The organism is Jidongwangia harbinensis, from assembly GCF_020216025.1.
GTDB classification, from domain to species: domain Bacteria; phylum Actinomycetota; class Actinomycetes; order Mycobacteriales; family Micromonosporaceae; genus Actinoplanes; species Actinoplanes harbinensis.
The window spans coordinates 36,690-49,043 of sequence record NZ_JAIWNC010000037.1 but is presented as its reverse complement, the minus strand read 5'-3'; the positions used below and the strand labels follow the sequence as shown (position 1 = coordinate 49,043).

Annotated in this window: 11 protein-coding genes; 2 read left to right on the top strand and 9 right to left on the bottom strand. The window is 72.7% G+C overall.

Annotation, left to right across the window (positions count from 1 at the left end; translation table 11 throughout):
• Positions 1-79: 79 nt before the first annotated feature.
• Positions 80-550 (top strand): hypothetical protein, encoded by a 471-nt coding sequence (locus tag LDL48_RS33825; RefSeq protein WP_225259201.1) that lies wholly within the window; start codon positions 80-82, stop codon positions 548-550.
• A 49-nt stretch (positions 551-599) separates the two neighbouring features.
• Here LDL48_RS33825 and LDL48_RS33820 read toward each other — a convergent pair whose 3' ends face one another.
• The 9 genes from LDL48_RS33820 to LDL48_RS33780 form a co-directional block, all read right to left on the bottom strand.
• Positions 600-1,451: an SDR family NAD(P)-dependent oxidoreductase gene (locus tag LDL48_RS33820; protein WP_225259200.1), complete on the bottom strand. Its 852-nt coding sequence runs from the start codon at positions 1,449-1,451 to the stop codon at positions 600-602.
• A 32-nt stretch (positions 1,452-1,483) separates the two neighbouring features.
• On the bottom strand, positions 1,484-1,798 hold the full coding sequence (locus tag LDL48_RS33815; protein WP_225259199.1) for a hypothetical protein: 315 nt from the start codon (positions 1,796-1,798) through the stop codon (positions 1,484-1,486).
• Between the two features lie 10 nt (positions 1,799-1,808).
• The gene (locus tag LDL48_RS33810; protein ID WP_225259198.1) at positions 1,809-3,035 is read right to left on the bottom strand and encodes an inorganic phosphate transporter; all 1,227 of its coding nucleotides are present in this window, start codon (positions 3,033-3,035) and stop codon (positions 1,809-1,811) included.
• A gap of 179 nt (positions 3,036-3,214) precedes the next feature.
• Positions 3,215-5,275 carry a PQQ-dependent sugar dehydrogenase gene (locus LDL48_RS33805; protein WP_225259197.1) on the bottom strand — a complete coding sequence of 687 codons (2,061 nt, stop codon included), beginning with the start codon at positions 5,273-5,275 and terminating at the stop codon, positions 3,215-3,217.
• 1 nt (position 5,276) lies between these two features.
• Complete coding sequence (locus tag LDL48_RS33800; protein WP_225259196.1) at positions 5,277-6,218, bottom strand: sugar phosphate isomerase/epimerase family protein; 942 nt, start codon at positions 6,216-6,218, stop codon at positions 5,277-5,279.
• A 209-nt stretch (positions 6,219-6,427) separates the two neighbouring features.
• Positions 6,428-7,198 carry a hypothetical protein gene (locus LDL48_RS33795; protein WP_225259195.1) on the bottom strand — a complete coding sequence of 257 codons (771 nt, stop codon included), beginning with the start codon at positions 7,196-7,198 and terminating at the stop codon, positions 6,428-6,430.
• A 27-nt stretch (positions 7,199-7,225) separates the two neighbouring features.
• The gene (locus tag LDL48_RS33790; protein WP_225259194.1) at positions 7,226-8,089 is read right to left on the bottom strand and encodes an SCO6745 family protein; all 864 of its coding nucleotides are present in this window, start codon (positions 8,087-8,089) and stop codon (positions 7,226-7,228) included.
• Positions 8,086-8,574: a hypothetical protein gene (locus tag LDL48_RS33785; protein WP_225259193.1), complete on the bottom strand. Its 489-nt coding sequence runs from the start codon at positions 8,572-8,574 to the stop codon at positions 8,086-8,088. The genes LDL48_RS33790 and LDL48_RS33785 overlap by 4 nt, the downstream gene beginning before the upstream one ends.
• A gap of 22 nt (positions 8,575-8,596) precedes the next feature.
• Positions 8,597-10,936 (bottom strand): putative bifunctional diguanylate cyclase/phosphodiesterase, encoded by a 2,340-nt coding sequence (locus tag LDL48_RS33780; protein ID WP_225259192.1) that lies wholly within the window; start codon positions 10,934-10,936, stop codon positions 8,597-8,599.
• Between the two features lie 229 nt (positions 10,937-11,165).
• Here LDL48_RS33780 and LDL48_RS33775 point away from each other — a divergent pair, with 229 nt between their 5' ends.
• Positions 11,166-12,353, top strand: coding sequence for a PP2C family protein-serine/threonine phosphatase (locus tag LDL48_RS33775; RefSeq protein ID WP_225259191.1), 1,188 nt, complete (start codon positions 11,166-11,168; stop codon positions 12,351-12,353).
• Position 12,354 lies beyond the last annotated feature (1 nt).

The window sequence follows — 12,354 nt, the reverse complement described above, 5'->3', positions numbered from 1 at the left end:
TGGACAAGACGGTCGCCCGCCGCCGGACCGCCAGGACCCCGGGGTTGAGCGGCTTGCGCCGGGTGAGCAGGATGTCGGGATGCCCCGCATCGATCTACGACTGCTCGTCCTCGTACCCGTGCTGATGTCCGCCGCCGCCTGCGGTGACGATGCCGAACCGGCCGACCCGCCGCCCTCCCCCGTGGTTTCCGTGGCGGTGCCGTCCGAGCCGCCCTCGGCACCGCCGACGAGCGAGCCGGCGAACAGGCCGACCAGCAAGCCGGCCAGCAAGCCGAAACCGACCGACTCGGTGTACGTCGAGGAGGACGAGGACCCGACGCCCGAGGCCGGCGATCTGCCCGACGAGTCGCAGGCGCACCTGGACGAGGCGCTCGGCATCGAACTCGGCGCGCTGGAGGGCGCTCCGAAGGCGACGGCCGGGCCGCGGCGCGCCAAGCTCGACAAGCTGCCGGAGAGCCCGACCCAGGTGCTCGCCGCGCTGCGGGACTACCCGTGGTACTCCCCGGAGGCCCGGCAGGCCTACGACCGGGCGGTCAAGGCCAACCGGTGACGGTCCGGCCGGAGCGCGCACACGCTCCGGCCACCACCGTCGGCGCCGGTCAGGGCACCCGGGCACGCTCGGCGAACTGCGGCCGGACCGTGGCCGGGCGGGAACCGTCGAGGTCGGTGAAGTCGTACTCCGCGGCCAGCTCGGCGGCCACCAGGCACCGGCCGCGGTGGCGGGCGACCTGTGGATCGGCGGCCAGCGCGGCCACCGCCCGGCCAACGAACTCCGGCGACTCCGAGTTGGACAGGTCGAAGTAGTCGGCCGCCCGCATCACCCCCTCGGTGCGCACCAGGCCCGGATAGAGCCCCACCGCGGTGACGTCCCGCGCGGCCAGCTGGGCGGCGGTGACCGCGACCATCCGGTCGTCGGCCGCCTTGGCCACGGAATACGCCACCTGGTCGTCGCCGCTCGGATAGCTGCCCGGGAAGAACGACACCGTGACCACCAGCGCGCCCGGGCGCAGCACCGGCACCGCGAACACGGTGGCCGCGTAGTGGGCCCGGACCCCGGCCGCGAACATGTCGTCCCACACCCGCAACGGCTGCTCCCAGAACGGGCCCGCCATGTCGGCGTGCCGGTCCTCGTGGTGGGCGGCGTAGCCTCCCCACACGTTGTTGACCAGCAGGTCGAGCCCGCCGCTCTCCGCCCGGACCCGCTCGAACAGCGCGGCCGTCCGGTCGTCGTCGGTGTGGTCGCAGGCCACCGCGATCCCCCGGCCGCCGGCCGCCGTCACGGCCCGGGCGGTGTCCTCCACGGTGCCGCCGACGCTCGGATAGGTCGGCCGCCCGGCGGTCGAACGGCCGGTCACGTAGACCACGTGACCGGCCGCGCCGAGCGCCAGGGCGATCCCCTTGCCGACTCCCCGGCTGGCGCCGGTCACCACTGCCACCCGCTGTTCCGTCATGCCGGAGAGAGTGGCAGAGGGGTACGACAGAATCAGTTCTTGTTCACCAGCGTCGGGTAGATGTGCTCGAAGCTCAGCGCCTTGCCGAAGCCGGACGCCACGATGAACGTGATGCCGAGCGCGACGGCGAGCACCACGACCGTGAAGCAGGCGTACGCCACCGTGGTGCCGATCCGGTTCGGGGTGGGCGCGGAGACCCCGGTCGTGTGCACCCGCGGCTCGCCGCCGGTCCCGTAGGCCAGCGCCCGCACGCCGAGCGCGAACAGGGCCGGCAGCCCGGCGCCGAGGACCAGGCAGACCGCCAGCACCTGACCGGCGCCCTCCAGCGCGAATCCGAGATTGTGCATGATCGTCCTCTCAGCCGGCCGTGGTGGCGGGCACCGGGTCGGCGGCCGGTGACACCGCGCCGTCCCACTCGTCGTTGACGTTGTGGTGGCCGACCGGGGTCCGACGCGACCACAGGTACATCCCGCCGGCCGCGACCAGCAGCAGCGCGAAGATCGCGATCGCTCCGCCGAGCCCGCCGATCAGGTTGCCGGCGGCCCACACCGCGGCGCCGACGAAGCCGGCGGCGGGCAGCGTGATCAGCCAGGCGCCGACCATCCGGCCGGCCAGCCGCCAGCGCACCGCGGCTCCGCGGCGGCCGACCCCGGAGCCGAGGATGGATCCGGTGGCCACGTGCGTGGTGGAGAGCGCGAAACCGAGGTGGCTGGACGCCAGGATGACCGCGGCCGCGGCGGACTGCGCCGCCATCCCCTGCGGGGGCGCGATGTCGACCAGACCCTTGCCGAGGGTACGGATGATCCGCCAGCCCCCGAGGTACGTACCGAGCGCGATCACCACCGCACAGGAGGCCTTGACCCACAGCGGCACCGCCCCGGTCTGGCTCCAGTGCCCGGAGGCGATCAGCGCGAGCGTGATGACGCCCATGGTCTTCTGCGCGTCGTTGGTGCCGTGCGCCAGCGAGACCAGCGAGGCGCTGCCGATCTGGCCCCACCGGAAGCCCTGGTCGGTGAAGCGTTTCGCGACGCCGACCGTGACCTGGTAGATCAGCCAGGTGCCGACCGCGGCCACCAGGCCGGCGATGACCGGGGACAGCACCGCGGGCAGCAGCACCTTGCCGACCACGCCGTCGAGCTTCGAGCCGTCGCCGTTCCAGTTCACCCCGGCCCAGCCCAGGCCGGCGATGGTGGCACCGACCAGCCCGCCGAACAGCGCGTGGGAGGAACTGGACGGCAGGCCGAGCAGCCAGGTGAACAGGTTCCACACGATGCCACCGACCAGGCCGGCGAGGATGATCAGCAGCAGCGCGGTGCCGCCGTCGGCGAGCAGTTCGGCGCGCGGCGCCCCGGTCTTGTCCTGGATCTTCACCACCGCGTTGGTGACGGTCAGCGCGACCTCGACGGAGAGGAACGCACCGATCAGATTCAGGATGCCGGAGAGGGCGACGGCGGTCTTCGGCCGCAGGGCCTTGGTGGCGATGGAGGTGGCCATCGCGTTCGCGGTGTCGTGGAATCCGTTGGTGAAATCAAAGCCGAGGGCAGTGATGATCACCAATGTCAGGATCACGAAATCTTGGGTCACGAGAGGATCGTGGCGGGCGCGGCCGGGGACTTTCCAGCACGTGAACGTGTGAAGTTACGAAGTTCCGCTCGCGTTAACCCGCCGTTTCCCTAAATTCATCGATAAGTAACGATGAGGTGACGCTACGCGCATACGGCAAAGGCCGGGCGCCCCGTGGACACCCGGCCTTAACCTTCCGTTCAGTCCTGCGGCTGCAGAACCACCATCGTCGTGCCGGTCTGACCGTCGGCATCGGTGTACTCCGCCACGAAGACCGCGGCGATGTTCCCCTCACCGGAGTGCCCCGGGTCGAGGAACGTGGTGAACGATCCGGTGCAGCCCGAGGCCGTGGAGATCTCGTGCCCGTGCTCGTTGTGGCCCAGGATGAACCGGACCGTGACCGCGGAGCAGTTGACCGGTTCGTCGTCGGCCACCGCGACCTCGAAGTTCACCGTGTCGCCGAACTCGAACGGCTGGTCGTCGGCCGGCGTCACGAAGGACACCGTCGGGACCACCGGGCCGACGTGCACCAGGTACTCCGCGGACGCGGACCGGCCGGTCGAGTCGGTGACCTTCAGCGTGGCCCGGTAATCGCCGTTCTCGGTGTAGGTGAACGACGGGTACGGGTGCCGCGAGTCCACGTCGCCGTCGGCGTCGAAGTCCCACGCGTACTTCAGGGCGTCGCCGTCCGGGTCGACGGTGCCGGCGCTGGTGAACGACACCGTGAGCGGCGCGTCCCCGACCACGTTCTCCGCGTTGACCTTGACCACCGGCGTCTTGTTGGACGGCGCGTAGTCGATCCGGGCGAGCTGGGCCTCCGGGTTCTCGGAGAAGTACCCGTCGCCGTACTCCAGGACGTACAGCGCGCCGTCCGGGCCGAACTCGACGTCCATCGGGTTGTCGATGGGAATCGACGGCACCACCGACTCGATCGCGGTGACCTGGTCGTCGGCGTCCAGCGAGAACGCCTTGACGTAGTCCCGGGTCCACTCGTAGAACAGCGGCTTGCCGTCGTAGTGGGCCGGCCACTTGACCCGCGAGTCGCTGCGCGCGTCGTACTGGTACGCCGGGCCGCCCATCGGACCGATCCCGCCGGCGCCCAGCTCCGGGAATTCGGCACTGGGATCGTACGAGTAGATGACCTCCGCCTTCTTCACCGACGGCAGGTTACGCAGACCGGTGTTGTTCGGCGAGTCGTTCACCGGCTGGGCGCAGTTGAACGGCCGGCTCGCGGTCTCGGTGGCGAAGTCGTAGTCCATGTACGGCAGGCCCGGATCGACGCAGTACGGCCAGCCGTAGTTGGCCGGGGAGTCGATCGCCATCCAGCGGCCGTGCCCGGCGGGCCCCCGCTGCGGGTCCGGCTCGTCCGCGTCCGGGGAGTAGTCGGCCAGGTAGACCACGCCGGTGGTCTCGTCGACGTCGAACCGGAACGGGTTGCGCAGACCCATGGCGTAGATCTCCGGCCGGGTCTTCGCGGTGCCGGGCTGGAACAGGTTGCCGCGCGGGATCGAGTACGTCCCGTTCGGCTTCACCTTGATCCGCAGCAGCTTGCCGCGCAGGTCGTTGGTGTTGGCCGAGCTGCGCTGCGCGTCGAACGCCGGGTTGCGGCCCGGGCGCTCGTCGACCGGTGAGTACCCGGCGGAGAAGAACGGGTTGGTGTCGTCGCCGGTGGACAGGTACAGGTTGCCCTGGGCGTCGAAGTCGATCTTGCCGCCGACGTGGCAGCAGATGCCCCGGTCCGTCGGCACCTGCAGGATCTTCTGCTCGGTGCCGAGTTCCAGGGTGTTGCCGCGGAGCTTGAACCGGGACAGCTGCAGGTGGCCCTTGAACCGCGCGAAGTCGGCGGCGGTGCCGGTGAACGGCGCGTCGCCCTCGTTCACCAGCGGCGTCGCCGGGTTGTCGGCCGGCGTGTCCAGCACCGGCGAGTAGTACACGTACACCCACCGGTTGCTGGCGAAGTTCGGGTCCACCGCGATGCCCTGCACGCCCTCCTCGTCGTGCAGGTAGACCGGGATCGTCGCGGCCAGCACGTTGCGCCCGGTCCGGGGCTCGTGGATGCGTACCTGACCCTTGCGGGCGGTGTGCAGCACCCGGCCGTCGGGCAGCACGGCGAGCGCGATCGGCTCGCCGGGGAAGTCGTTGAGCGTCACCTTCTGGAACTCGGAGTCCGGCGGCGGTGCGGCCGCGGCCGGAGTGCCGAACCCGGTGACGGTGGTGACGAGGAGGACCGCGCCGGCCGCGGCAGTGAGGATTCGTCGCATGTCAGAACCGCAATCCTTCGAGGAATTCGTAGCCCACTCGGGCGGTGTCCAGTGCCTGCTCCGGGGTGCGCGGCGGGGTGCCCGCGTCGTCGCGCTCGACGATGTACTCGACCAGTCCGGCCTCCTTGGCGTGCCGGAAGATCCGGCCGAAGTCGATCAGACCGGCTCCCGGGTCGTTCATCGGTGCGTTGGTGAACGCGCTGGTGTCCACGCCCATGTCCTTGACGTGCACCTGCTTGATCCGGCCACGGTGGCGGTGGATCAGGTCGACCGGGTCGGCGGCGCCGCGCCAGGCCCAGTAGAGGTCCACCTCGAGGTGCACCAGGCGCGGGTCGGTCCGGCTGGTGAGGATGTCGAAGCCGGTGCGGTCGCCGCCGTCCTGGCGGACGAACTCCAGGTGGTGGTTGTGGTAGCCGAAACTCAGGCCGGCCCGGCGGGCCAGTTCGCCGGCCTTGTTGAGGTCGTCCGCGAACGCCCGGTACACCGCGCCGTCGCGGACCGGCCCGTTCGGCCCGAGCCCGAAGAACGCGTGGACGATGTACTTGTTGCCGACGATCGCCGCGTCCTCCAGCGTGCGCTTCCAGGTGTCGGCGTTCCACGGCTGCGGGATGCCGGCGTGCCCGGAGGTGGCCCGGATGCCGGCGTTGTCCAGGGCGGCGCGGAACTGGGTCGCGGTCCGGCCGACGAACCCGGCGTGCTCCACCCGGGTGTAACCGATCTCGGCCAGCTCGGCCAGGCTCTCCTCGAGGTTGATCTCGAGCTGGTTGCGCAGCGTGTAGAGCTGGACGCTGATGTTGTCGCGGGGCACCCGGTGGGGTCCGTCGCCGTGCCCCGAGCCGGCCTGCGCCGGTGAGCTGAGCACTGTGGAGGTTCCGACGGCGGCCGCTCCGGCCGCGGCGGCGCCGAGGAGAGTTCGTCTGCTGAGGTGGGACTCGTGCTGCATGGCGTGGTGCCTCTCGGTCGAAGTGCGGGGTGACGAGGGCGCGCGGCATCGGCCCGCGCCGTGCGTCGGGCGACTTCCGTGCATCGAGGATGTCCGCCAGGGACGTTACCGGGAAGTTAAGGCTGCCACGAGATAAAGATTGGTCAGAATATGCAAAAGTTTCAATGACATGAACCACAACTCCGTCTCATTCGGACGGATCGTTCGGTCTACCGTGGCACGAGACGGGCCGCCAGCGCGACCGCATTTAGATCACCGTCACGCAGCCGGTCCGCGGCCTCCCGCTCACCGAGACCCTCCAGCCGCTCCGCCGCCGTGGCGAGCAGCCCGGCCTCGCCGCTGAGCAGGCGCCGGGCCAGCCGCGCCTGGAACGGGCTCAGGTCCGCGTACGCGCAGCGGTCCAGCGCCGCGATCGTCTCCTCGTCCAGCGTGCCGGCCAGGGCCCGCTCCGTGACGATGTGCAGCAACCAGGACGGCCACCAGCTGTACCGCCCGATCAGCAGCCCGGACCGCACCGCCTCCTCCGGCGCGCGGTCCGCCTCCAGCAGGCGCAGCGCCAGCGGGATGTCGAACCGCTCCAGCCGCAGCGCGGCGAGGAACACCCGCAGCAACGGCTGGGTGCCCACGAACGACTCGGCCTCGGTCGCGGCCCGGGCGTATCGGCCGTGCAGGGCGTGGCTCATCGCGGCGGCCTCGACCGTGGAGATGGACCCGGTGGACCGCTCGGCCATCCGCTCCAGCGTGGTGGCCAGGCGGGTCGCGGCCGCCGACGCCAGGCCGGCGAGTTCGGCGTTGCCCGGCCGGTTCAGCCCGCGCACCACGACATCGGTGGCGATCTTCACCTCCTGCCGGAGCAGCGGCGCGGAGACCTTCCGGATGATCAGGTCACCCAGGCCGTCGACCAGGTACGCCGGGTCGAACCGGTCGGAGGACGGCGGGAACTGTGCCCACCACGTCTCGGGATGCGCCTGATCCTGCACCCGTCCAGCCTGGCGTACCGCCCGGCGTCAGGTGCGCGGATTCACGATCGTGGCCGGGTTCAGCATCCCGGCCTTGACCACGGTCCGGCTCAACGGCCGGGTCAGCTCCGCGAGGCGGGTGCACCCCGCCTCGCCCAGCACCCGGTACGCCGGCTCGGTCAGCCGGTCGGTCGCCGCCTCCACACCGGCCCGCAGTTCCCGGCCGGCGTCGCTGAGCACCGGCTCGTCCGCGGCCAGCAGGCCGCGGGCGCGCAGGCCGTCGACCGTGCCCGCCCACTCGTCCGCGCTCCACCCCCGGGTGGTCCGCAGGAACCCCGCATCCGCCTCGCCGGAGGCCACGTGCAGCACCAGCGACTCCGGGCCGGTCACGCCGGCCTGCAGCAGCGCCGCGCAGTGCCCGTCGCCGCGGAACTCCCGGAGCAGCGTCTGCGCGTGGAACAGCACCAGGTGCGGTTCGGCCGGCCAGGGCAGTTCGGCGTGCGCGGCGTACAGCGGCCGGCCGGCCGGGAACGCCGCGGCGGACTCGGCGGCGCGGCGGGCCAGCGCCGCGGCCTCGGCGACCGCCGGGGAGTCCACCGCGTCGCCCAGCCCCCGGCGCAGCGCCGCGTCGGCCGCGTCCATCCGGGCCGCGAGCATCGCCGCCGGCGTGGTGACCGCCCAGGCGGCGGGCAGCGCGCGGGCCACCAGGCGCGGGTGGAAGTTGTAGAACAGCGCGGTGACCGGGCCCGCGCCGACCGGGCCGAGGGCGGCGGCCCGGGACGCGAAGTAGCCGGTCATGCCGTCGATCCCGTGCGCCGCGTAGCGTTCGGGGGCCTCCGGCACGAAGTAGATCAGCGCGTGCAGCGGCTCGGTGACCCGCCAGGCGCGGCGTACCGGGGATTCCTGGGTCATGCCTGGTCTCCGAACGGTATGGGCATCTCCTCGGCGCGGCCGATGCCGGTGGAATGCGCGGGCGGGGGCCGGTCGTGGGTGCGGGCGTACCGGCGCCCGGGCCGGCGGGTGACCTCGAACGGGACCATCGCCACCGGTGCCGGCGGCGGCCGGAACGGGCCGGTGCCCCAGCGCACCCAGATCGCGACCCGGCCGGCCTCGGCCTCGGCGAGGAGCTTGTCGACGGTGCGCCGGCGGTCGGTGTGGTCCACCTCGACGGCGAGCGGTGGGCCGTCGGCCCGGGCGCAGGCCACGTCCAGCACCGAGTGCTGCCGCTCCAGCGGCGGCGGGAGCGTCACCACGCTGGGCGCCCGCCGGTAGACCCGCCAGCGCTGCGCCTCGCCCCACTCCACCACGGCGTCGATGATGCGCGCGGTCACCTCGTCGGTGCCCAGGTCGGCGAAGGTCAGCCGGTCCAGCCACCGGCCCAGCGCCTCCGCCTCCATGGGCGACAGCCTAGGACAGCGGCTAGTTCGCCGCGGCGACGGACTCCGGGGTGGCCGGCGCCGCGGCGTCCCGCTGGGCCGCCAGCAGCCGGGTCAGGTCGGCCGCCGGCATCGGCCGGGCGAGGTGGTAGCCCTGGCCCAGGACGTACCCCAGCTCGCGCAGCTTCGCGGCCTGCGCGCCGTTCTCCACCCCCTCCGCCACCGCCTCCAGCCGCAGCGCGTCGGCGAGCTGGATCACCGCCCGGGCGACCGCCTGGCGGGCGTCGCAGGCGGCCGGGTCACCGTCGTCGATCTCGATGCCGTCGACGAACGACTTGTCCAGCTTGACCACCGCGGCCGGGAACGAGCGCAGCAGGCTGAGCGACGACTCGCCGGTGCCGAAGTCGTCCAGCGCCAGATGGACGCCCATGTCGTCGAGCTGGTGCAGCGCCTGGGACACCTGCCGGCCGCGGAGCACCTCGGACTCGGTGAGTTCGAGCAGCAGCCGGTCGGCGGGCAGGCCGCTGTCGGCCAGCGCGGCGGACACGTCGGCCACGAAGTCGGGGTCGTGCAACTGCCGCGCGGACACGTTCGGGCCGGCCTTGTCCAGCGCGTCCGGGCCGAACTCGGCCAGCCACGCGGCGGCCTGCCGGCAGGTCTCGCGCAGCACCCAGCGGCCCAGCGGCACGATCAGTCCGGTGCGCTCGGCGGCCGGGATGAACTCGGCCGGGGACACCAGGCCGCGGGTCGGATGCTGCCAGCGGGCCAGCGCCTCCACGCCGGCCACCCGGCCGGTGACCAGGTTCAGCACCGGCTGGTAGAACACCCGGAACTCGCCGGCGTCGAGCGCCCGGCGCAGTTCCCCGCCGAGCTGCATGTGGGCCTGGACCGGCTCCTCCATGCCCGGTACGAACCGCACGTGGTTGGCCTTGCCGCGCTGCTTCGCCGCGTACATGGCGACGTCGGCGTGCCGCAGCAGGGCGTCCCGGGTGGTGCCGGCGCCCGCGGTGGCGATGCCGATGCTGGCCTGCACCAGCAGCCGGTCCTCGCCCAGCGGGCGGCTGAGCGCCTCGTGCAGCCGCTGCGCCACCGTCTCGCCGACCACGGTCCCGCCGACCATCAGCACCGCGAACTCGTCGCCGCCCAGCCGCACCGGCAGCCCGTCGCCCGCGGTCTGCTCGCGCAGCACCCGGGCCAGCGACACCAGCAGCCGGTCGCCGACACCGTGGCCGAGCGAGTCGTTGACCGCCTTGAAGTCGTCCAGGTCGATCAGCAGGACCGTGACGTCGCCCTCGTCGCCGGTGGCCAGCGCGGCGGCCAGCCGGTCCCGGAACAGCGCCCGGTTCGCCAGGCCGGTGAGCCCGTCGTGGGTCACCTCGTGCTGCAGCCGTTCCTCGGAGACCCGCTTCTCGTGCAGCAGCCGGGCGTTCTCCCGGAACGCCACGAACTGGCGCGCCGTGATCAGGCCGGCCACCAGCACGGCGGCCACGATGACGGTCCGGGCGGTCCAGTGCACCGGGCCGAACGCCACCGCGAGCAGCGGCACCGCGGCGGCGGCCACCCCGGCGTACGGAAGCAGCTTGTTGTCCCGGCGCCGGGCGGTGCGGTCCACGCCGGTCGAGTGCCACTGCGCCCGGGCGGCGAGCGTGACCAGCACCGGGGCGACCGGCATGACCACGGACTGGGCCGGCACGCCACCGGCGTAGCCGTACCGCACGGCGAGCACGGCAACCGCCGCGGCGGTCAGGCCCATCGCCGCGATCAGCCGGATCGCGGTGCGGTCCACCGCGCCGGCGGCGAGGTACGACACCTTGGTGATCCCGCCGACCGCGAGCAGGAAGGAGAGCGCGACCAGCACCATGGCCTGCGAACTCCACCGCTCGTCCGCGGTCAGCATGGGCGCCAGCCCGAAGTGCCACAGCACGGTGGAACAGCCCAGGAACGCAATCATGCGGTCCAGGTGCAGCCGCCAGCGCTCGCCCGGCGCCGGTGAGCCGGCCGGCACCCGGGCCACCGCCCACATGGCCACCGTGAACCCGATCGCCACCAGCGCGGCGGCCGGGACCGGCATGGTCCGGGTGGCCGCGTCGGGATGGTGCACCAGCATGTCGACGCCGAGCCAGCCGTACCCGACGGTGAGCAGGCCGACCGCGACCAGCAGGCGGCGCCAGAAGCGCACCGCCACCGGGCCGAGCGCCACGCCGCGGCACAGGCGGAACACCGCGAACCAGGAGATCAGCCCGCCGATCGGCAGGAACGAGTAGGCGAGCGCCTCGGTGCCGGCACCGACCGTCACGTACGCGGCGTACCAGGCACACCCGGCGACCAGCACCGCCACCGTGGCCAGGACGGGGCGCAGCGGCGGGTCGGGGTCGCGGGCCATGTCGCAGTGATCGGCGGAGCCGGACGGCACTGAAGGAAACCGGCGTCGCCGCCGGTAACGCGGATCTTCGGCCCAGATCACCCGATCACGCTAGGCAGTCACCCCGGCGCCGCACATCCGTCGACCGGCCAACCCGGGTACCGCACGTGATCAACCAGCGGCCCACCCCGCCTGGCTTTCCCCACGCCGCACCGACAGGATGGGGGGACGCGCTAGGCGGAGGTGCCGCATGCCCGACCCCATGGAGGCCGTCCGCCGGCTTCTGGACCTGCGGCACCGAGGCCGCACCGAGGATCTGCCCGGCACGCTCGCCGACGTGGCGCCGTTCCTCGACGCGACCGAGGTGGCCGTCCTGCTCGTCGACTACGAGCAGATCGCGCTCTGGCCGCTCAAGGGCACCCCGCCCGGCCCGGACCGGGAGATGGTGGTCGACGGTACGGCCGCCGGCCGGGCCTTCCGCAACGCCGAGCCGATGCTCGACGAGACCGACGACGGCGTCCGGCTGTGGCTGCCGCTGCTGCACGGCGCCGAGCGGCTGGGCGTGCTGCGCGCCCGGCTCAAGACGGACCCGGACGACCGGCTCCGCGACGACCTGCGGGTGATCGCCGCCCTGGTGGCGGAGCTGATCGCCAGCCGCCGGTTCTACGGCGACGCGGTGGAGCACACCCGGCGGCGGCTGCCCATGCAACTGGCCGCGGAGATCGTCTGGAACCAGCTGCCGCCGCTGTCGTTCGCCGCCAACGACACCATCGTGACGGCCGTGCTGGAGCCGTGCTACGACGTGGGCGGCGACGCGTTCGACTACGCGGCGAACGACGAGATCCTGCACGTGGCGCTCTTCGACACGGTCGGGCACGGCATCGACGCGAGCGCGCTGACCACGCTGACGCTGAACACGTACCGCAACGCCCGCCGGTCCGGGCTCGACCTGGCCGACACGTACCGGTCGATCGACAAGTGGATCCGCGCCCAGTATCCGGGCGCGTTCGTCACCGCGCTGCTGGCCGAGCTGGACACGGTGACCGGCACGTACCGCCGGATCAGCGCCGGGCACCCGAGCGAGCTGCTGATCCGTGGGACGGTGGCGCTGCCGTCGCTCCCCACGCCGACCGCGCTGCCGCTCGGGCTGGGGCACATGGTGCCGCGCGGCCCCGGGGTCACCGAGCAGCAGCTGCGGCCGGACGACACCCTGGTGCTGTACACCGACGGCATCACCGAGGCGCGGTCCGCCGACGGGGAACTGTTCGGCCTCGACCGGCTCGGCGACTTCCTGGTCGACCGGCTCGGCCGCGGCACCCCACCGGCCGAGATCATGCGCCGGCTGATCCACACCATCGTGTCCTACGAGAACGGCGAGCTGCGCGACGACGCCAGCGCTGCCCTCCTGCAGTGGCGCCCCGGCGGCCGGCACGGCTGAC